Source organism: Rhodococcus sp. 14-2483-1-1, assembly GCF_002259335.1.
Lineage (GTDB): Bacteria > Actinomycetota > Actinomycetes > Mycobacteriales > Mycobacteriaceae > Rhodococcoides.
Genome location: NZ_NPFX01000015.1, coordinates 65,903 through 87,103, shown reverse-complemented (window position 1 = coordinate 87,103; position 21,201 = coordinate 65,903). Strand labels below are relative to the sequence as shown.

Sequence of the window (21,201 nt, the reverse complement as noted above, 5' to 3'; positions counted from 1 at the left end):
CGGCATGATCACCGTCCTGATCGCCGACGATCAGCCCGTGGTTCGACAGGGGTTCGAGCTGTTTCTGGCCGGCCATCCCGACATCCACGTCGTCGGACACGCAACCTCGGGAAAGCATGCCGTGCAACAGGTTACGGACCTTCGCCCCGACGTCGTACTGATGGACATCAGGATGCCGAACGGAGACGGACTGACCGCAACACGGGAGATTCTGGCGCGGTTCGACACCATCCGAATCATCGTCGTCACCACGTTCGACCTCGACGAGTACGTGTTCGCGGCGCTCGACAGCGGTGCATCCGGCTTTCTGCTCAAGGACACCGATCCGGACGAGCTCGCCGACGCGGTGGTCACCGTGGCCGGCGGCGGTGCGGTGCTCTCACCCCGCCTGACTCCGCGTCTGATGACGGAGTTCGCCCGCCGGGGCACCCCGCGTCCACCTACTTCCGTTGCACCGCAACATGATCTGAGTCTGCGCGAAATGGAAGTGGTGCAACTGTTGGCGCAGGGCCTGGGCAACAACGAGATTGCCCGGGCCCTGCACCTCGAACAGAGCACGGTGAAAACTCACGTCGGGAACATCTGTCGCAAACTCGACGTCAACACCCGAGTCCACGTGGTTATCTGGGCCTACCGCAACGGCCTGGTGAGCAGCTAGGCTGCCTTTCGTTCCTCGTCATCCGCAGCCTCACCGGCGCGCTCGACCAGCGAGGCCGAGTGGTCGGTGTACTGGAAGTGTGGTCGCTTGTCGCCGATGTACGAGGTCATCCACGACACCACAGCAACGTAGCGGTTTCGGAAGCCGACCAGGTACATCAGGTGCACCGCGAGCCACATGAGCCAGGCGATGGGCCCGGACATGTCGACCTTACCGAACAGCCGTGCCACAGCACTGAATCGGCCGACGATCGACATGCTGCCCTTGTCGGTGTATTTGAACGGCGTCCCGGTGTCGACCTTCCCGATGATCATCTTCGCGACGTGCCTGCCCTGCTGCATCGCCACGGGTGACTGTCCGGGGAGCTTGTTCAACGACGTCACGTCGCCGATCGCGTAGATGTCCTTCGCCGAGCCGACCGTCAGATCCTCGTGTACGAGAAGGCGTCCGGCACGGTCGGTTTCGCATCCGGTCCGCTCGGCGATCGTGGCCGCCAACTCGCTCGCCTGAACGCCGGCCGACCAGATGACGGTCTTGGCCGGGTAGGTACGCGACGTCTTGGTGTCGACGTCCTGCACCGTCACGACGTCGTCGGCGATGTCGGTGACCATGGCCCCGGTGACGACGTCGACGCCCGACTTCTCGAGCTTCGTGCGGGCGTACGCGCTGAGCTTGCCGCCGAATGCGGGCAATACTTCCTTCACACCGTCGACGAGGGTGACCGTGACGTCGCCCGGTTCGATGTCGGGGAACGAGCCGGCGAAGTAGCGGTGCGCGAGATCCCTGATCTGGCCGGCCAATTCGACGCCCGTCGCGCCTGCACCGACGACGACGAAGCTCAACAGCTCCTTGCGGGCGGCGGGATCGGTCGTCATGTGCGCGGTCTCGTAGCAGCTCAGGATCTGCTCACGGAGCGCAATCGCGTCGTCCACGGTCTTGAGCGCGAACGTGCGGTCCTTGAATTCGTCGCGACCGAAGTACGCCTGCGTGGCACCCGTTGCGACGATGAGCCGACCGAAGCCGATGGTGTGGCTCTGCCCGGCACCGATGTAGGTGACCTGGTGCGCCTCGGGATCGACGTCGACGACGCGACCCAGGCGGACGTCGGCGGAGTCGTACTGCGCGAGGATGCGTCGGATCGGCGGGGCGATCTCACCCGTCGAGAGCATTCCGGTGGCGGCCTGGTAGAGCAGCGGCTGAAAGAGGTGCTCGGTGGTGCTGGAGATGAGCGAGAACGTCACACCGGCCTTGCCCAGAGACTTGGCAGCAGCCAACGCTCCGAATCCCGATCCCACGATGACGACGTCGTACGTTTTCACAGCACATCCCTTTCTGAGCCCAAGTCCTTTCCCAAACGAAGAACTACCTCCATGAAACTCCGACCTCGGTGGTCTATCAACGCGAAAGTTGGAATAGCATCCATGAGTAGAACTCATGATTGGAGACGCGCGTGGAACTGCGACAGCTGAAGTACTTCCTCGCGGTCGGGGAAGAACTGAACTTCTCGCGTGCCGCCGAGCGCTGCTACGTCTCGCAGTCCGCGATCAGTCTGCAGATCGGCAAGCTGGAACGAGAAATCGGCGAGCCGCTGTTCGAGCGAACCTCACGCGTCGTTCGATTGACCGTTGTGGGAGCACAATTGGTCTCCATCGCGCGGCACATGGTGGAGCTCGAGCAAGCCGCCCTGGCATTGACGGCGCGCCGCCGAAACCAACTACGCCTCACCGGAAACATGACCTTCGCCGCGAACGCCATCGCCGCCATCGTCTCGGTGCGCGAACACCATCCCGACGCCGAGATCGACTTCGTGCTGAAACGATTCGCAGAACAGATCGAAGCGGTGACGTCCGGAGACTGTCAGGTGGCGCTCATTCGCGGCAGCGTCGAACGTTCGGGACTGCACGTGACCGAACTGTGGACCGAGGACCTCGTCGTTGCGCTCGCCGAGGGTCATCCGCTGGCCGGCGAGGACAATCCGAGCCTGAGCCAACTCGCCGACTACCCGCTACTGCTGCCCAAACGCAGCGAACAGATCCTGCTGCACCGGGTGATCGAACGCGAGATGAAACGCAGCGGGCTTCCACTGACGTTCGGGCCGCCTGTCGCATCGGATCACACCGCAAGCGCCGAACTGCTCAACCATCCGCAATGCTGGACGATTCTGTACGCCAGCACCGCCGACAGCACTCCCAAGACCGGGCTCGTCTTCCGCACCGAGGCCGACCGAAGACTGCAACTACCGGTCTCGGCGGTGGTCGACGCCACCGAGCCAGTCACCGACGTCCAACGCGACCTCGTGGCAGCCCTGGCGGCGACGGCACCGGTTCAGCCGACGGCACCTGTTGAACCAACGACACCTGTTGTACCCAAGAGACCGGCGAGCTGAGCGAAAGCGGCGTCCGCGTCGAACAACTCGGCGCGATCGTACGTCGATGTCGAAGCCATGATCTCGTTCGCGCCCGTGCGATCGATCAATTCCTCCAGCCGCGGGCGCACCTCCCCTGCGGTACCGAGAATCGTCGACGCGAGCGAGTCGTCGATGCGGCCCCTCGTCCGCGGCGTCCACTGCGAGTCGTCGATGGCCGACGCCGGCTCCAGGGCCGGAAATTCACCCTCTCGCCGCGACCTGGCCATGGCCCACGCCTCCGGCAACGCGAGCCTGCGCGCGTCGGCGGTATCGGCTGCGATCGTCACGTCGAGCGAGATGATCACGTACGGTTCAGGATTGGCGGGCGAGGGTCGAAAACTCTTGCGATACATCGCCAATGGGTCGGTCTTGTGCAACACCGGTCCACCGACGACGACCGGAAGACCGGCGCGGGCGGCAACCTCGAGGCCGGCACCGGTCGCGAGAACGAACACCGGCGGAGGCGCGGCGACCGGGCGAGCGGTCACCGATGCCGAACCGTCCAGATACGAACGCAATTCGGCGATGTCGGTATCGAAGGTATCGGCGTGCGCGCTACGTAGAGCTGCGCGTACCGGTTCGGTGAACCCGAGCGAACGGCCGACGCCGAGATCGATCCGGCCGGGAAAGAGGGACTCCAACATCAGGAATTGCTCGGCCACGATCAGCGGCTGATGGTTGGGCAGCATCACTCCCCCGGATCCGACGCGGATGCGTGAGGTGTGCGACGCCACCGCCGCAGCCAGTACCGCCGGAGCGCCCGACGCGATGCCGGGTACACCGTGATGCTCGGCCACCCAGAACCGATGCAGCCCTGTCTTCTCCGCGTGCACCGCCCTTTCGACGGTATGACGCAGCGCCGAGGCGTCGTCCGTACCGGATCGAGTGCGGGATCTGTCGAGAAGGGAAAGCAGCACAGCTAGGACAACCGCCGGGGCGTCGGGCATATTTCTCGTCATGAGTTGGTGGGTGTTGACGCACGTCGATGTCGAGGGTCCGGCGCTGATCGGGACGATCATGGCCGAGCGCGGAATCGAGTACACGGTGGCCGCGTTGGGAAGTGGGGACTCGTTGCCCACAGCCGATGCGGTCACGGGGTTGATCGTGATGGGCGGACCCATGGACGCGTGGGGCGATGTCGCTCACCCTCACGTGCGGACCGAACGGGAACTGATTGCCGAGTGTCTGCGCCGGAACATTCCCGTGCTCGGGGTGTGTCTCGGTGCGCAACTACTCGCGGCCTCGCAGGGATGTGCGGTGTACCGGGGTCCTGTCGCGGAGCTGGGTGCCGGAGAGGTCACCGCAACCGATGCCGGTGTATCGCTCTTCGGAGCAGATTCGGTCTCGGTGGTGCACTGGCATACCGATACCTTCGACCTGCCCGCCGGGGCGGTGCTCCTGGCGAGCTCGAATCTCTACCGCAATCAGGCGTTCCGGTTCGGCAGCGGTCTCGGCCTGCAGTTCCACGTCGAGCTCACACCTGCCGAACAAACGATGCTCGACGCACACATGCCTGCGGGAACGGCACCGAACGCACAGGTCCTCGGTCGCGTCGCCGAGGGCGGACGAAGAATTCTCGGAACATTCTTCGACGAGGCGTCATAGCGGACCGAACATGTCCGCAATGGCGCTCATCATTGCTTCATGAACCTCACCATGAAGATCGAACTCGTCACCCTTGCCGTCACAGACGTGGACCGCGCCAAGGACTTCTACGTCTCGATCGGCTTCAACGCCGACCACGATGCTCGGCCCTGGGACGGCATCCGGTACGTCCAGCTCACTCCCCCGGGCTCGGCGTGTTCCATCGCGATCGGCGAGAACATCACCGATGCCGAACCGGGCAAGGGAGCGGGAATCCTGATGGTCGTGGAGAGCGTCCAGGACGCCTACGAACACCTCACCGCGGCCGGACTGATCATCGACCCGCCCAAGGACGAGGGCTGGGGCACGTTCGTGTACTTCGCCGACCCCGACGGCAACAAGTGGTCGGTGCAGCAGTTGCCCGCGCAGCCCTGATCAGGGCTGACTGGGACCGAAGGCCAGCCGAGCCAGGATGCCGTGGTGGTCGGAGCCGGGAATCGTCACGGCCTCGACCGAACGCACCGCCATGTCGGCCACCAGAACGTGATCGATGGCAATGACCGGCGGGTGCCAGGTGTGCGCCGGGTACGTCCTGAGCATGCCGGCTCCGGTGGCCACCGCGGCATCGACGAAACGCCCGTCCTGCAGGTCTCGATATCGCCGATGATCCTGCGTCGCATTGAAATCGCCCGCCACCACCACGGGACCGTCGTCTGCGGGAATCTTGGCCAGCAATTGCCGCAGCAGCCCCAGCTCGCGGACCCATTCGGACGGTTCCCGCGGCCACGGCGGCACGGGATGCACCGCGAACACGAGCGGGCGGCCCGGCATCTCCACCCGCGCCGAGAGCAACTCGGTCACGAAGCCGTCGTGGCGCTGCTGGTCCACGAGCGGGAAGCGGCTGTAGATGCCGGTTCCGTCGCCGCCCGCGGCAGCGCTCACGTACGTATGCGGCAACGACCCCGCGAGCCTGAGGCGAAGTTGCGCGTCCGCCTCGGGCGTCAACTCGACGAGGGTGAGCACATCGGGGCGGTGCTCGTCGACCAGCGCGACCACCGCGTCGAGATCGGCCTGCCCCAGCCAGATGTTGGCATGCAGCACTGTCAGAATCGAGGCGTCGGAGTTCGTTGTCGATCTTCGCAGCAGTAGGGGCATCTGCGTTGCGGCGGCGCTCGCCATTATCGCCGCGCCGGCCGCCACACCCCACCAACCGAACGCGAAACCTGCGACCACGGTGCCGGGCACAGCGGCGAGCATGAGGACATGTGCCAACGCAGCGGCCACGAGCATCCCCTGTCCTCGCGAGTCGAGGAGGTGCGCCGCGATGCCGACCACCGCCGTGACAAGCAACAACAGAGCCACCGAAGCCGAAACCATGAGCGGAAGTCTGACAGGCAAACCTGAGGCCGAGCTGGGAAGCATCCTCGAGACCGACCGAACCGTTCGCTTTCTCGCGGCAAACACGACAGAATCGACAACGCTGTCCGTGAGTCAAGTAGGGGGACTTTCCGTGAACCGAAGGCAATTGCTGCGGTTGGCCGCTGCCGGAATGCTCGGCGCTGCCGCCGCTCCGGCCCTGAGCTCCGCCGGCCTGCCGGGTTCCGCCCCCGCCGGCGCACTCCCCCTCGGTGCCGACCGAATCCGGTCACTCGTTCCCGAACTGTTCGCGGACCCGCCGCGCCCACCGGACCACTCGTCCGTCATCGTGGTCGGCTCCGGATTCGGTGCCAGCGCCGCCGCGCTGCGTATGGCCCAGGCCGGCACCCAGGTGACCGTGCTCGAGCGCGGACTGCGCTGGCCACGAGACCCCTGGCGCGAGATCTTCACCGCCGACATGACCGCCGACGGACGCGGTCTGTGGCAGCAGAGCTCGTTCACCAACATCACCGGCATGCCCGTCGGACCGGTCGACCTCTTCGGCGGAGTCCTCGACACCACCCGCTACGAGAACCTCTCGGTGTGGCGCGGAGCGGCCGTCGGCGGCGGCTCGATCGTGTACACCGGTGTGACCATCGCACCGGACAAGAAATTCTTCGACCTCTCCTTCGGCGGACGCCTGAGCTACGACGAGATGGCCGCCACCTGGTACCCCAAGGCCCGTTCGATGCTCCGGCCGTCGGCGATGCCCGAGGACGTGTACAACAGCCCGAACTTTGCGCACTCGCGCACCTGGGACGATCACGCCCGACGGGCAGGATTCACCCCGGAAGCGGTCGACGGAAACTGGAACTGGAACGTCGTGCGCGACGAGATCGCCGGCCGGTCTCGGCCGTCCGCGACCGTCGGCGCGAGCACGTTCGGCAACTCCAACGGTGCCAAGCACGACCTGACGCAGAACTACATCCCCCAGGCAGAGGCCACCGGACGCGCGGCCGTCTGTCACAGCCACCGCGTCGCGGCGATCGGCACCGAATCCGGCGGCCGCTACCGCGTCGAGATCGAACGCCTCGACCCATTCGGCAACGTCGTCGAGACTCGCACCGTCACCTGCGACACCCTCGTTCTCGGGGCCGGATCCATCGGTACCACCGAACTGCTGATGCGCGCCCGCACCACCGGAGCACTGGCGAATCTCAACGAGTTCGTCGGCACCGGCTGGGGTACCAACGGCGACGCCTCGATGACGAGGTCGCTCGGGCCGATGTCCGCCGGACCGCAGGGTGCGCCCTGCGCATCCCGCATCGTCGACGACTCCGGGCTGCCCCTGACCGTCGAGAACTGGTACGTGCCAGGCGTTCCCGTGAACCTCGGATTCATCGGATCCCTCGGCATGACCATCGACCCACTGCGCGGAAACTTCGGATTCGATTCCGCCGCAAACAAATTGACCCTGAACTGGCCCAAGGGTGGCAGCCGCGACACCGTCGAAGCCCTACGCGCAGTGCAGAATCGGATGGCGCAGGCCGGCGGCACCATCGTTGCAGCCGAACCGTTCACCCGTGACGTCGACGACACCTTCACCGCCCACCCCCTCGGCGGCGCGGTACTGGGCGACGCCACCGACGACTACGGCCGCGTGAAGGGTCACCCCGGTCTCTACGTCGTCGACGGTGCACTGATCCCGGGAAGCACCGGAGCGGCCAACCCGTCATTGACCATCACCGCACTGGCCGAACGCAACGTCGCACAGATCATCGCCGACGGGCGCTGAGAACGGGCGCTAGCTCAGCTGAATGTCGGGGCGGCCTTCGGGGACGGTGACCGTTGCTGCGGTTCGCACCGATGCGCCCGGTTCGGAAACGCGGTCGAGAACCCTTACCTCCGAACGCCATTCGGTGTTGGTCAGCGTGCTGCGAAGATAGCCGCGACGAGCGTTGCCGTACTTCACATGCGGCGAACCGTCGGCGATGGCGGCTCCGGTGGAGTCGACATCGGCACCGTCCTTGCCCGACGCTATGGATGTGGTCGCGATCTCGACACCTTGGATCGGCGACACTTGATCCTGGTAATCGCGACGCAGTTCCGACACGATCGTGCGGTGAATGTCGCCGACGATCGACGCCACGTTCTTCGTGCCGCGATCCCTGGCTCCGTCGAGAATGCGATGACGCGAGGCCTCGTACCCGCTCCATGGATCCATGCCGACCTTGCGATCGTTGCCCTGCCCCCGCGCGAGATCGGCGATGACCGTCTGGTGCGCCAGAAAGTTCCACTTCGACGGTGACGCGAACCCGTCGAGGATCCATTGTTCCTGTGCCGCACCGGTGATGGTGCGCGACGGATCGGCCGTCTCGGCATCCTGAGCATGCTCGCCGTCTCCGTGCGCCTGATCGCTGCGGTACTGCCGGGTGTCCAGTACCGAGAAGTCCACCAGATCACCGAACGAGAACCGTCGATAGACCTTCATGTCCGGGCCGACGGGCTTCAGATTTGCGCGCACCGGAGTGTTCTCCCACCACGCCTTGAACGCATCGGCTCTGCGCAACAGGAACTCTCGCGGATCGTCGTCGTCCTGACTGATCTGCGAGGCCCAGTTGTTGTCCACTTCATGGTCGTCGAACGTCGAGACGAACGGTGCCGACGCATGCGCGGCAGCCAGATTCTCGTCTGCCTTGTACATCGCGTATCGGTCGCGATAGTCGCTGAGCACCATGGTTTCTCGAGCCGCCGACTCGGTACGTGGCTCGCCCTTTCGTGCACCCTCGTCCTTGATCGCGTACTCGTATATGTAGTCGCCCAGAAAGAACACCACGTCGAGATTCGAGGCCGCCAAGTCCTGGTAAGCGCCGAAGAACCCGTCCTCCCATTTCTGGCACGACGCCCAGGCGAAATCGAGCTTGCTCAGCGACTGACCCACTGCCGGCGCAGTTTTGGTACGTCCGACCGGGCTCGCGTGTGGGCCGACGAGGAAGCGATAGAAGTATTCGCGGGCCGGCTCCAGCCCGCGGACGTCGACGTGAATCGACCAGCCGTCGAACTCGGTGGCGAGCTCGATGCCCTCACGGCTCATGTGTGCGAATTGCTCGTCGGCCGCAATCTGCCACCGCACCGGCACCACGCCAGGCGTCATTCCGCCCACCGGCGCAAAGGGATCGGTGGCGAGCCTGGTCCACAGCACCACCGAATCGGGCAATGGATCCCCGGAGGCCACGCCGAGACGGAAGGGGTAGTCGGGGGTCACGACGGACTGTGCGTGCGCCGTGGTTCCCGCGAGTCCAGGAGTGAAGGCGAGCGCCCCTACCAACGCACTCCACGTCAGAAACTGTCGGCGCGTGGCCCCCGCCCGCAAGGAGATGTCCTGACCGATCCGAATCTCATTACCCCGTCTCACCATTGGTCGAGACTGTCGTGCCCGGGCAAACTGCGCCCGTCATCGACTCGACACAGAGGTGAACACGATGCGGCCTTCAGATGCGTCGAGCTCCTGGGCCCGCCTTGCCCAGCTCGTCGCCGGGGTTGAGCAAGGTGCACTTGCTGAGCGAAAGACATCCACAACCGATGCAGCCGGTCAGTTCCTCCTGCATCCGCGCAATCGACTGCTTGCGATCCTCCAGCCTCTGGTTCCATGCCGCCGAGATCTTAGCCCAGTCACGTTTGTTCGGGGTGCGGCCCGACGGCAGGGACGCAAAGACCTCGGCCACTTCGGAAAGCGGTATTCCGAACCGCACCGCCACCTGAATCAGCGAAATTCGCCGAATGGCGTGACGGGGGAACTTCCGTACGTTGCCGGCCGTCCGCTCGGCGGGAACGAGCCCGAGGGTCTCGTAGTACCGGACCGCGGACACCGCGGCACCGGTTCTGACCGCGACCTCACCGATCGAGAGCAGCTCATCGCTGATGCGGATCATGCTGCCTCCCAGCGGGTCCATCGATTTGACCTAAAGTGCACTTTAGATCTTAACCTTCGTCAACATGCACCCCTCCACCGAACCCACGACCGGAACCTGGCGACAGTTGCTCAGCGCCCGCTACGTCGGCACCGCAACTGTCCTCGCCGGCGGCGTAGCGCTGTACGCCACGAACGTCTATCTCACCACGAGCCTGCTGCCCACGGCCATCGACGAAATCGGCGGCCAACGCTACTACGCCTGGACCGCAACGGTTTTCCTGATAGCGTCCGTCATTTCTTCGATGCTGGTCAGCAACGTTCTGGCTGCCCGCGGACCTCGCGGTGCCTACCTCATCGGCCTGACGATCTTCGCTCTCGGAACCGTTGTGTGCGCCGTCAGCCCCACGATGGAACTCCTGCTGGTGGGCCGAACGATCCAGGGTTCGGGAGGTGGACTACTGGCCGGACTCGGTTATGCCGTCATCAATGCAGCTCTGCCGCAGCATCTCTGGACTCGCGGAGCTGCGCTGGTCTCCGCCATGTGGGGCGTGGGAACGTTCGCAGGCCCGGCGATCGGTGGCATATTCGCTCAATTCGAAGCCTGGCGGTGGGCTTTCGGCGTGCTCGTCGTCGCAGCACTCGCGGTGGCCACCCTCGTCCCCAAGGCGCTTCCCGCCCACACCAGCGAGCCCACCGACTCCAGCCCGGTACCGACATGGTCGCTGACCCTGCTGACCACGGCCGCAATGCTGGTGAGCGTGGCCGGCGTGATGCCGAGTCTAGCGATCACTGCAGCCATGGTTGCGGCAGGAGTGCTGCTGCTGATCGCCTTCGTCGCAGCGGACCGGCGCGCACCGTACGGCGTTCTCCCGCCGTCGACCTTCAGCGCGTCGTCCCTGAAATGGGTGTACCTGACCATCGTCGTCCTCGCCGTTGCATCGACGGTGGAAACGTTCGTCCCACTGTTCGGCCAACGACTTGCCGGATTGGCACCGTTGGCGGCCGGATTCCTCGGAGCTGCACTGGCATTGGGCTGGACTCTCGGCGAGATTCCGAGCGCGTCGGCCACGGCTCCGCGCATCGTACGACGCATCGTCATCGGCGGACCGATACTCGTCGCTGTCGGATTGTGCACCATGGCAACGTTTCTCACCGATCGAGCAGGTGCCGGCCTGATCACCGTATGGGTGGTGGGCCTGATCATTGCGGGAGTAGGAATAGGAATCGCATGGCCGCACCTGGCGGTGGGTGCCATGACATCGGTCACCGAACCGGGTGAAGGCGCACGAGCCTCGGCCGCCATCAATACCGTCCAACTGATAGCCAACGCTTTCGGCGCAGCCCTTGCGGGAGTGCTGGTGAACCTCGGGGAATCGTCGACGCTGCGATCGGCTCAGTTGCTGCTGTTCACCTTCGCAGCCGTGGCACTGATCGGCGTGGCAGCGGCGGCGCGATCACAGCGGGCTTAGGTTCGGGGCGGCCCCATCCGATTCAGGACCGAACTCGTCCGTGATCTCGGCAAGACTCGAACGCATGACGAACCTCGACCGCACCGGATCTCAAATCGACCACCTCAACATCGGCGTCGCCGATCTCGCCGCCAGCGCCGAGTTCTACGGCGCCGCACTCGCACCGCTCGGGATCACCGAGATCATGCGAGTACCGCACACCCCCGAGGCGAACCAGCTCGCCATGATCGCCTTCGGTTGGGAGGAAGTGAAGCCCTTCTTCTGGATCGTCGACGCCCCGGGGTCGACTGTCGGACCGCACACCCATCTCGCGTTCAGTGCCCCGGACCGCGCCACGGTCGATAGATTCCACGCGGCAGCGCTGTCGGCGGGAGCGATCGAGCTCCGACCTCCAGGACTACAGCCCGAATACCACGCGACGTACTACGGATCTTTCGTGCGGGACCTCAACGGCATAGACCTCGAGGCTGTCTGTCACCACGGATGAACGACGTTGTCGTAGTCCGAGGTGGAGGTTGTCGCTGCGGTCGGGGCAGTCACTGCGGTTGAGGCAGTGTCCCGTTGATTCGGATGTGGTCACGCAGACGCGTGAGAATCGACTCGAGAGTGGAGACTTCGTCGGGTGCAAGCCCGTCGAAGAACAATCGACGCACCACGTCGACGTGACCCGCTGCCGACGCGTCCAGAGCCGCTCTGCCCGCTTCGGTGAGAACGGCATCCGTGGCGCGCGCGTCGGTAGTCGAGACCGTGCGATCGGTGAGACCTCGTGCGGACATTCGGGCGAGGTGATGGGAGGCCCTGCTGCGCTCCCAGCCGATCTCGGCGGCCAGGTCGGTCACCCGGCGACGTCCATCGGGACTGTCCGCCAGCGCGACGAGCACCGAGTAGTCGGCCAGGGATAGACCGTGATCCTCGGTCAGCTGGCGGTTCATCTCGAAGGTCATCTGCAGCGACAGCCCCATGTAGGCGCGCCACGCCGATTCCTGGGACGGCGTCAGCCAGGGAGAGTCGGCCATCGACCGATTACGTGACATGTCATGTTCTTTCTGAGATGCTTGATCCGGGGTGCAGACGCAGTAGACCCCGATAACCAACCTTAGGGGCACAAATGGATCGCACGTCTCATGCCGAGTTGGTACGTCGCAACGTCGTCGAGGTGTTCAACGCCACCGACGCCGAACGACGACGCGAGCTGATCGAATCCATGTACCACCCGGACGCGGTGTTCTACGACGCCGAGCACACCGCGACCGGACGCGAAGCCGTCATCGACGCCATCACCGCGCTCCTCGCGGACTCCGCAGGCCTGTCCTTCTCCGTCACCGTCGAACCCGCCGTGCTGGGCGACGTTGCCCGCATCTCCTGGGCACTCTCACCACCCGACGCCCCGGCCGTCGTCACCGGCCAGGACTTCGCCGTCGTCAAGGACGGCACGATCGCCGAGCTGTACACGTTCGTCGATCAGAAACAGCCCGGCTGACCCGTCAGGCTTGTACGACCCACACCGCGTTGCCGTCGGGATCTCGCAGCGCAAACATGGGCGGTACGCCGTCCACTTCTTCCATCAAGTCGTCGAGATCGACGCCGTCGAGGGCGCTGAGCCGCGCATGCTCGGACGCGACATCAGCTGTCTCGACACCGATGGACCCACCGCCGGGCGTGCCTCCCATCGGCGGGTTGAGGGCGAGCCGCGCGGTCGAACCGGGCGGTGCCACCTCCAGCCACCGGTACTCACCCTCGGGGCCGAAACGCGAATCACCGCGAACCTCGAACCCGAGCACACGCGAGTAGAAATCGAGAGCCGCATCCTGATCGGCCACGGAGAACATGGCCACGCCGATGTTCACGATAGAGCTGGATGTTTGGTTGGTCATACCGGTAACGACTCGAGGCGCATCGAAAACTCATCGCTCCCAGAGTCACAACAACAAAGCCCCGCACCGACCGAAGTCGATGCGGGGCTTGTGTCTGCAGGCTCTGTCGTCGTGAGCGGAAACTCGTAGTGGGCTACGAATTTCTGCTCACGTGCGACGAAGTCGCTCTAGCGGTATTCGTTGGAGAAACCGTAGTCGTCGAGCGGCACTGCAGCGCCGGTTCCCTGGCCGAAGCCGTCCGGGCTGTAGTACTGATCGTCGTACGACGGCACCGCGTATGCCGCGGCACGCGCCTCTTCGGTCGGCTGCACCGTGATGTTCCGGTACCGGTTGATGCCGGTACCAGCCGGGATGAGCTTACCGATGATGACGTTCTCCTTGAGACCTATGAGCTTGTCGCTGCGGCAGTTGATCGCCGCATCGGTGAGCACACGAGTGGTCTCCTGGAAGGACGCTGCCGACAGCCACGAGTCGGTGGCCAGCGACGCCTTGGTGATACCCATCAAGACCGGACGTCCGGCTGCGGGCTCGCCACCCTCGGAGACGACACGACGGTTGCTCGACTCGAATTCGCTGCGCTCGGTGAGTGAACCGGGCAGGAATTCGGTGGAGCCGCTGTCGATGATCGTCACGCGACGGAGCATCTGGCGCACGATCGTCTCGATGTGCTTGTCGTGAATCGACACACCCTGCGACCGGTACACCTCCTGGACCTCGTTGACGAGGTGGATCTGCACCTGACGGGGACCCATCACACGCAGAACCTCGTGCGGATCGGCAGCACCTTCCATGAGCTGCTGGCCGACCTCGACGTGGTCACCGTCCGCCAGAAGGCGCTCGGTGCCGTCGTCGTGCTTGAAGACGCGCAGACGCTGACGCTTGGAGAGCTTGTCGTAGACAACCTCTTCGCCGCCGTCGTCCGGGACGATGGTGATCTTGTAGAAACGATCGCCGTCCTCGAGCTGGATGCGTCCCGACACGTCCGCGATCGGAGCCTTGCCCTTCGGCACACGTGCCTCGAACAGCTCCTGCACGCGAGGCAGACCACCGGTGATGTCATCTCCGGCGACACCACCCTGGTGGAAGGTACGCATGGTCAGCTGGGTTCCGGGCTCACCGATGGACTGTGCGGCAACGATACCGACGGCCTCACCGATGTCGACCAGCTTGCCGGTGGCCATCGAGCGGCCGTAGCAAGTGGCGCAGACGCCGGTTCCGGTGGTGCAGGTGAGCACCGAGCGAACCTTGACCGACGTGATGCCCGCAGCGAGCAGCGCGTCGATGGCCGGGTCACCGAGATCGTGTCCGCGAGCGACGATGACCGTGCCGTTCTCGTCGACAGCGTCGTTCGCCAAGGTGCGGGCGTACGTGCTGGTCTCGACGTGAGCGTCGCGGATCATCTTGCCGTCGGCGGTCTTCTCGGCGATCGTCGTGACGATGCCGCGCTCGGTGCCACAGTCGGTTTCCCGAACGATGACGTCCTGCGAGACGTCGACCAGACGACGCGTCAGGTAGCCCGAGTCGGCGGTACGAAGCGCCGTGTCGGCCAGACCCTTACGAGCACCGTGCGTGTTGATGAAGTACTCGAGGACCGTCAGGCCTTCCTTGAAGGAAGACTTGATCGGACGCGGGATGAACTCACCCTTCGGGTTCGTCACCAAGCCCTTCATGCCGGCGAGCGAGCGAACCTGAGTCATGTTTCCGGCTGCGCCGGACTTCACGATCATCGGGATCGGGTTGTCGTCGGGGAAGTGGGCCTCCATGGCCTTACCGACCTGCTCGGTTGCGTCCTGCCAGATCTTGACCAGTGCGGAGTTGCGCTCGACCTTGTCGAGTGCGCCACGCTGGTACTTCTTTTCGATCTGATCGGCCTGAGCCTCGAAGGTCTCCATGATCTGCGGCTTCTCCGGCGGCACGAGGACGTCGGAGATCGAGATGGTGACACCCGAACGCGTGGCCCAGTAGAAGCCTGCGTCCTTGAGCTTGTCGACGGTCTGCGCGACGACGATCATCGGGTAACGCTCGGCGAGATCGTTGATGATGGTCGACTGACGCTTCTTCGGCATCTGCTCGTTGACGAACGGGTAGTCCGCCGGAAGCAGCTCGTTGAAGAGCACGCGTCCCAGAGTGGTTTCCGCGGTCCATGCCTCGCCACGGTTCCAGCCCTCGGGGAACAGCTCGTTCTCGATCTCACGCGGCGGGCGCTGCGTGGTGAGACGAACCCGAATCTGCGACTGCACCGTGAGCGATCCACGGTCGACGGCCATCTGCGCCTCGGCCGGGGAGGAGTACGCCCCGAACTCTGCGTGATCGGTCTTGGCGTCGGCGCGCTCGCCGACAGCACCGGCATCGAGACGCGTCAGGTGGTACAGACCCGTCACCATGTCCAGACGCGGCATGGCGAGCGGACGGCCCGATGCCGGCGAGAGGATGTTGTTCGACGACAGCATCAACACGCGTGCCTCGGCCTGAGCCTCGGCGGACAGCGGGAGGTGGACAGCCATCTGGTCACCGTCGAAGTCGGCGTTGAACGCCTCACACACGAGCGGGTGCAGCTGGATGGCCTTGCCCTCGACGAGCTGCGGCTCGAACGCCTGGATGCCCAACCGGTGCAGGGTGGGTGCACGGTTCAGCAGCACGGGGTGCTCGGCGATGACCTCTTCGAGAACGTCCCACACCTGCGGACGCTGACGCTCGACCATGCGCTTGGCCGACTTGATGTTCTGCGCGTGGTTCAGATCCACCAGACGCTTCATCACGAACGGCTTGAACAGCTCGAGAGCCATCAGCTTCGGCAGACCGCACTGGTGCAGCTTGAGCTGCGGGCCGACGACGATGACCGAACGGCCCGAGTAGTCGACGCGCTTGCCGAGGAGGTTCTGACGGAATCGACCCTGCTTGCCCTTGAGCAAGTCGGAGAGCGACTTCAGCGGACGGTTGCCCGGTCCGGTGACCGGACGTCCACGACGACCGTTGTCGAACAGGGCGTCGACCGACTCCTGCAGCATCCGCTTCTCGTTGTTGACGATGATCTCGGGTGCACCGAGATCGATCAGACGCTTGAGGCGGTTGTTGCGGTTGATGACGCGGCGGTACAGGTCGTTGAGGTCGGACGTCGCGAAACGGCCACCGTCGAGCTGCACCATCGGACGAAGCTCCGGTGGGATGACCGGGACAGCGTCCAGGACCATGCCCATCGGCGAGTTACGGCCCGCCTGGAATGCAGCGACGACCTTCAGACGCTTGAGCGCGCGCAGCTTCTTCTGACCCTTGCCACTGCGGATGGTCTCGCGAAGAGATTCCGCCTCGGCATCGATGTCGAAGGTCTGCATGAGCTTCTGGATCGACTCGGCACCCATGGCACCGGTGAAGTACTCGCCGTACCGGTCGATGAGCTCGCGGTAGATGAGCTCGTCGACGATGAGCTGCTTGGGAGCAAGCTTGGTGAACGTGGTCCAGATCTCTTCGAGACGATCGAGCTCACGCTGCGCGCGGTCACGGAGCTGACGCATCTCGCGCTCGCCGCCGTCCTTGACCTTGCGACGCACGTCGGACTTGGCACCCTCTGCTTCGAGCTCGGCGATGTCGGCTTCGAGCTTCTGCGCACGAGCCTCGAGATCGGCGTCGCGCTGATCTGCGACGGCCTTCTTCTCGACCTCCATCTCGGCCTCGAGCGTCGAGAGCTCGTTGTGACGGAGCTCGTCGTCGACCGTGGTGATGACGTAGGCAGCGAAGTAGATGATCTTCTCGAGATCCTTCGGAGCCAGGTCGAGCAGGTAGCCCAGACGCGACGGCACACCCTTGAAGTACCAGATGTGCGTGACCGGAGCGGCCAGTTCGATGTGGCCCATGCGCTCACGACGCACCTTGGCGCGAGTGACCTCGACGCCACAGCGCTCACAGATGATGCCCTTGAAGCGGACGCGCTTGTACTTGCCGCAGTAGCACTCCCAGTCCCGAGTGGGGCCGAAGATCTTCTCGCAGAAGAGGCCGTCCTTCTCGGGCTTGAGCGTGCGGTAGTTGATGGTCTCCGGCTTCTTGACCTCGCCGTAGGACCACTGACGGATGTCGTCCGCAGTGGCAAGGCCAATGCGAAGTTCATCGAAGAAGTTGACGTCGAGCACGTAACTTCCTTTCCCCGTTATGGGTGTTGTGCTGGAAGAGCAAATGAGAGAAACGCCTGCCGGATCCGCACTGGGCGGATCCGGCAGACCACAGAACTACTGAGCGAGGTCGTCGACCGTGGCAGCTTCGTTGCGGGAGAGGTTGATTCCCAGGTTGGCTGCGGCACGCTCGAGGTCTTCGTCGTCACCGTCGGCCATCGTGATGGCAGCACCGTCCGAGGACAGCACCTCCACGTTGAGGCACAGCGACTGGAGCTCCTTGAGGAGCACCTTGAAGGACTCGGGGATACCGGGCTCCGGGATGTTCTCGCCCTTGACGATCGCCTCGTACACCTTCACGCGGCCGACAACGTCGTCCGACTTGATGGTGAGAAGCTCCTGCAGCGTGTACGCGGCACCGTAGGCCTGCATGGCCCAGCACTCCATCTCACCGAAGCGCTGTCCACCGAACTGAGCCTTACCACCGAGGGGCTGCTGCGTGATCATCGAGTACGGCCCGGTCGAACGAGCGTGGATCTTGTCGTCGACCAAGTGGTGCAGCTTGATGATGTACATGTAGCCCACCGACACCGGGTACGGGAACGGCTCGCCGGAGCGGCCGTCGAACAACGTGGCCTTTCCGTCGGATCCGACCATCTGCTCGCCGTCGCGGTTCGGAATCGTGCTCTCCAGCAAGCCGGCGAGCTGATTCTCCTTGGCACCGTCGAACACCGGGGTGGCGATGTTGCTGTCGGCCGGAGCCGCCAGCATCTCCTCGGGCAGGCGTTCGGCCCAATCGGGCTTGCTGCCGTCCGCGGCGATCTGCACGTTCCAACCGGTCTTGCCGATCCAACCCAGGTGGGTCTCGAGGACCTGACCGATGTTCATACGACGCGGAACACCGTGGGTGTTGAGGATGATGTCGATCGGGGTGCCGTCGGGCAGGAACGGCATGTCCTCCTGCGGGAGGATCTTGCCGATGACGCCCTTGTTGCCGTGACGGCCGGCGAGCTTGTCGCCGTCCTGGATCTTTCGCTTCTGAGCCACGTAGACGCGGACCAGCTCGTTGACGCCGGGAGGCAGATCGTCGTCGTCGTCGCGCGAGAAGACGCGGATGCCGATGACCTTTCCGTTCTCGCCGTGCGGAACCTTGAGCGAGGTGTCGCGAACTTCGCGAGCCTTCTCACCGAAGATGGCGCGCAGCAGGCGCTCTTCGGGGGTCAGCTCGGTCTCGCCCTTCGGCGTGACCTTTCCGACCAGCACGTCGCCGTCACGAACCTCGGCACCGATACGGATGATGCCGCGCTCGTCGAGGTCTGCGAGGACCTCGTCGGAGACGTTCGGGATGTCGCGAGTGATCTCTTCGGCACCGAGCTTGGTGTCGCGAGCATCGATCTCGTGCTCCTCGATGTGGATCGAGGTGAGAACGTCCTCTTCCACGAGGCGCTGCGACAGGATGATCGCGTCCTCGTAGTTGTGGCCCTCCCACGGCATGATCGCCAGCAGCAGGTTCTTGCCGAGTGCCATCTCACCGTTCTCGGTGCAGGGGCCGTCGGCGAGGACCTGGCCGGACTCCACGCGCTGTCCCTCGTCCACGATCGGACGCTGGTTGGCGCAGGTGCCCTGGTTGGAACGCGCGAACTTGCGCATCCGGTAGGTCTTGCGCGATCCGTCGTCGGCCATGACCGTGACGTAGTCGGCGGAGACCTCTTCGACCACACCGGTCTTCTCGGTGATGACGACGTCACCGGCGTCGACAGCGGCACGCAACTCCATGCCGGTACCGACGATCGGAGCCTCGCTGCGAACCAGCGGGACAGCCTGACGCTGCATGTTCGCGCCCATCAGGGCACGGTTTGCATCGTCGTGCTCGAGGAACGGAATCATCGCGGTGGCGACGGACACCATCTGACGAGGCGAGACGTCCATGTAGTCGATGTCGTCGGACGAGACGAACTCGACCTCTCCACCCTTACGACGGACGAGAATCTTCTCTTCGATGAAGTGACCCGAATCGTCGACCGGAGAGTTCGCCTGCGCGAGCGTGTGGCGATCCTCCTCGTCAGCGGTCAGGTAATCGACATCGTCGGTCACCTTGCCGTCGACGACCTTGCGGTACGGGGTCTCGATGAAGCCGAACGGGTTGACGCGTGCGTACACCGAGAGCGATCCGATCAGGCCGATGTTCGGGCCTTCCGGGGTCTCGATGGGGCACATGCGGCCGTAGTGCGAGGGGTGCACGTCGCGGACCTCGAGGCCGGCGCGCTCACGAGAGAGACCGCCGGGTCCCAGTGCCGACAGGCGACGCTTGTGCGTCAGACCCGACAGCGGGTTGTTCTGGTCCATGAACTGCGAGAGCTGGGAGGTTCCGAAGAACTCCTTGATCGCAGCGACGACGGGACGGATGTTGATCAGGGTCTGCGGCGTGATCGCCTCGACGTCCTGAGTCGTCATACGTTCGCGCACGACGCGCTCCATGCGGGACAGGCCCACGCGGATCTGGTTCTGGATGAGCTCGCCCACGGTACGCAGACGACGGTTGCCGAAGTGGTCGATGTCGTCGACCTCGACGGGAACCTCGACGCCCTCGGGTGCGGTCATCGAGGTCTCACCTGCGTGCAGACGCACCAGGTACTCGATGGTCGCGACGATGTCTTCCTCGGTGAGGGTCGACGCCACGATGGGCTGACCCGAGTTGAGGCCGAGCTTCTTGTTGATCTTGTAGCGACCCACGCGAGCGAGGTCGTAACGCTTGTCCTTGAAGAACAGGTTCTCCAGCAGGGTCTGCGCCGACTCCTTGGTCGGCGGCTCGCCTGGACGCAGCTTGCGGTAGATGTCGAGGAGAGCCTCGTCGGTACCGGCGGTGTTGTCCTTCTCCAGCGTGGCCATGAGGATCTCGGAGAAGCCGAAGCGCTCCGTGATCTGCTCGGTGGACCAGCCGAGAGCCTTCAGCAGCACCGTGACGGGCTGGCGACGCTTGCGGTCGATGCGGACACCGACGGTGTCGCGCTTGTCGACGTCGAACTCGAGCCAAGCACCGCGGCCGGGAATGACCTTGACGCTGTGCAGGTCCTTCTCGGTGGTCTTGTCGATCGAATGGTCGAAATAGACGCCCGGAGAACGCACCAGCTGCGAGACGACGACACGCTCGGTGCCGTTGATGATGAAGGTGCCCTTGTCGGTCATCATCGGGAAATCACCCATGAAGACCGTCTGGCTCTTGATCTCGCCGGTGTTGTTGTTGATGAACTCGGCGGTGACGAACAGCGGAGCTGCGTACGTCATGTCCTTGTCCTTGCACTCATCGGTCGAGGCCTTGACCTCGTCGAATCGTGGGTCGGAGAAGGAAAGCGACATAGAGCCCGAGAAGTCCTCGATCGGAGAGAGCTCGGTCAGGATGTCCTCGAGTCCGCCGGAGACACCACTGTCTCCGCGGGCGGCGGCACGGTCGCGCCAACTCTGCGCACCTACCAGCCATTCGAACGAATCCGTCTGTACATCGAGGAGACCGGGTACCTCCAACGGCTCGCGAATGTTCGCGAACGAAACCCTCCTCGGGGCTCCCGGTGTTCCGACAACTGCCTTGGTCTGGCTAGAGACTGCCAAGATGCGTCCTTCCAGCACCTCACGCGGGTCGCGCCGTTCCGTCGACTGACAGGACCTGTCAGCTGACACGACATGGCGACCGCCGCTGTATCTGTTTGCTATATGTGGGGCGAATTTCGGCTGGTCGCAACCAGACCGAATCCCCATCACAGCGGCCCGAAAACGTGCTTTCGGGTAACAGTGATCGAGAGGTGGACAGGAGGCAGCCAGCGCAACGTCCAAAGGTACCCC

General features: G+C 64.4%; 17 protein-coding genes. 8 read left to right on the top strand and 9 right to left on the bottom strand.

Going from position 1 to position 21,201, the window contains the following annotated elements; all coding sequences use genetic code 11:
* Positions 1-4 precede the first annotated feature (4 nt).
* On the top strand, positions 5-658 hold the full coding sequence (locus CH294_RS15750) for a response regulator transcription factor (RefSeq protein WP_094738470.1): 654 nt from the start codon (positions 5-7) through the stop codon (positions 656-658).
* Here the strand turns inward: CH294_RS15750 and CH294_RS15745 are convergent.
* A complete protein-coding gene (locus CH294_RS15745) occupies positions 655-1,977 on the bottom strand; it encodes an NAD(P)/FAD-dependent oxidoreductase (protein WP_094738469.1) in 1,323 nt (440 codons plus the stop codon). The genes CH294_RS15750 and CH294_RS15745 overlap by 4 nt on opposite strands.
* Positions 1,978-2,108: 131 nt before the next feature.
* Here CH294_RS15745 and CH294_RS15740 point away from each other — a divergent pair, with 131 nt between their 5' ends.
* The gene (locus tag CH294_RS15740; protein WP_094738468.1) at positions 2,109-3,044 is read left to right on the top strand and encodes a LysR substrate-binding domain-containing protein; all 936 of its coding nucleotides are present in this window, start codon (positions 2,109-2,111) and stop codon (positions 3,042-3,044) included.
* Here CH294_RS15740 and CH294_RS15735 read toward each other — a convergent pair.
* A complete protein-coding gene (locus CH294_RS15735; RefSeq protein WP_170944752.1) occupies positions 2,984-3,982 on the bottom strand; it encodes an MsnO8 family LLM class oxidoreductase in 999 nt (332 codons plus the stop codon). The genes CH294_RS15740 and CH294_RS15735 overlap by 61 nt on opposite strands.
* A gap of 40 nt (positions 3,983-4,022) precedes the next feature.
* On the opposite strand from CH294_RS15735, the gene CH294_RS15730 reads away from it, so the two are divergent.
* Positions 4,023-4,670, top strand: coding sequence for a type 1 glutamine amidotransferase (locus CH294_RS15730; RefSeq protein ID WP_094738466.1), 648 nt, complete (start codon positions 4,023-4,025; stop codon positions 4,668-4,670).
* A 39-nt stretch (positions 4,671-4,709) separates the two neighbouring features.
* Positions 4,710-5,084: a VOC family protein gene (locus CH294_RS15725; protein WP_094738465.1), complete on the top strand. Its 375-nt coding sequence runs from the start codon at positions 4,710-4,712 to the stop codon at positions 5,082-5,084.
* On the opposite strand, the gene CH294_RS15720 is transcribed toward CH294_RS15725, so the two are convergent.
* The gene (locus CH294_RS15720) at positions 5,085-6,026 is read right to left on the bottom strand and encodes an endonuclease/exonuclease/phosphatase family protein (protein ID WP_170944741.1); all 942 of its coding nucleotides are present in this window, start codon (positions 6,024-6,026) and stop codon (positions 5,085-5,087) included.
* 172 nt (positions 6,027-6,198) lie between these two features.
* Between CH294_RS15720 and CH294_RS15715 the strand changes: the two genes are divergently transcribed.
* On the top strand, positions 6,199-7,800 hold the full coding sequence (locus CH294_RS15715) for a GMC oxidoreductase (protein WP_230592381.1): 1,602 nt from the start codon (positions 6,199-6,201) through the stop codon (positions 7,798-7,800).
* A gap of 9 nt (positions 7,801-7,809) precedes the next feature.
* Here the strand turns inward: CH294_RS15715 and CH294_RS15710 are convergent, their stop codons facing one another.
* A complete protein-coding gene (locus CH294_RS15710) occupies positions 7,810-9,423 on the bottom strand; it encodes an alkaline phosphatase D family protein (RefSeq protein ID WP_094738463.1) in 1,614 nt (537 codons plus the stop codon).
* 73 nt (positions 9,424-9,496) lie between these two features.
* Entirely contained in the window at positions 9,497-9,934 is a 438-nt protein-coding gene (gene soxR, locus CH294_RS15705) for a redox-sensitive transcriptional activator SoxR (RefSeq protein ID WP_170944751.1), read from the bottom strand.
* 67 nt (positions 9,935-10,001) lie between these two features.
* Here soxR and CH294_RS15700 point away from each other — a divergent pair, with 67 nt between their 5' ends.
* Positions 10,002-11,387 (top strand): MFS transporter, encoded by a 1,386-nt coding sequence (locus CH294_RS15700; RefSeq protein ID WP_094738461.1) that lies wholly within the window; start codon positions 10,002-10,004, stop codon positions 11,385-11,387.
* A gap of 64 nt (positions 11,388-11,451) precedes the next feature.
* Positions 11,452-11,874 carry a VOC family protein gene (locus tag CH294_RS15695; protein ID WP_094738546.1) on the top strand — a complete coding sequence of 141 codons (423 nt, stop codon included), beginning with the start codon at positions 11,452-11,454 and terminating at the stop codon, positions 11,872-11,874.
* 49 nt (positions 11,875-11,923) lie between these two features.
* Here the strand turns inward: CH294_RS15695 and CH294_RS15690 are convergent, their stop codons facing one another.
* The gene (locus CH294_RS15690; RefSeq protein WP_094738460.1) at positions 11,924-12,421 is read right to left on the bottom strand and encodes a MarR family winged helix-turn-helix transcriptional regulator; all 498 of its coding nucleotides are present in this window, start codon (positions 12,419-12,421) and stop codon (positions 11,924-11,926) included.
* A gap of 74 nt (positions 12,422-12,495) precedes the next feature.
* Between CH294_RS15690 and CH294_RS15685 the strand changes: the two genes are divergently transcribed.
* Entirely contained in the window at positions 12,496-12,867 is a 372-nt protein-coding gene (locus tag CH294_RS15685; RefSeq protein WP_094738459.1) for a nuclear transport factor 2 family protein, read from the top strand.
* A 4-nt stretch (positions 12,868-12,871) separates the two neighbouring features.
* Here CH294_RS15685 and CH294_RS15680 read toward each other — a convergent pair whose 3' ends face one another.
* The 3 genes from CH294_RS15680 to rpoB form a co-directional block, all read right to left on the bottom strand.
* Positions 12,872-13,234: a VOC family protein gene (locus tag CH294_RS15680; RefSeq protein ID WP_249305315.1), complete on the bottom strand. Its 363-nt coding sequence runs from the start codon at positions 13,232-13,234 to the stop codon at positions 12,872-12,874.
* 194 nt (positions 13,235-13,428) lie between these two features.
* The gene (locus CH294_RS15675) at positions 13,429-17,385 is read right to left on the bottom strand and encodes a DNA-directed RNA polymerase subunit beta' (RefSeq protein WP_032401941.1); all 3,957 of its coding nucleotides are present in this window, start codon (positions 17,383-17,385) and stop codon (positions 13,429-13,431) included.
* 96 nt (positions 17,386-17,481) lie between these two features.
* Positions 17,482-20,988 (bottom strand): DNA-directed RNA polymerase subunit beta, encoded by a 3,507-nt coding sequence (gene rpoB / locus CH294_RS15670; RefSeq protein ID WP_032380471.1) that lies wholly within the window; start codon positions 20,986-20,988, stop codon positions 17,482-17,484.
* Between the last annotated feature and the right edge of the window lie 213 nt (positions 20,989-21,201).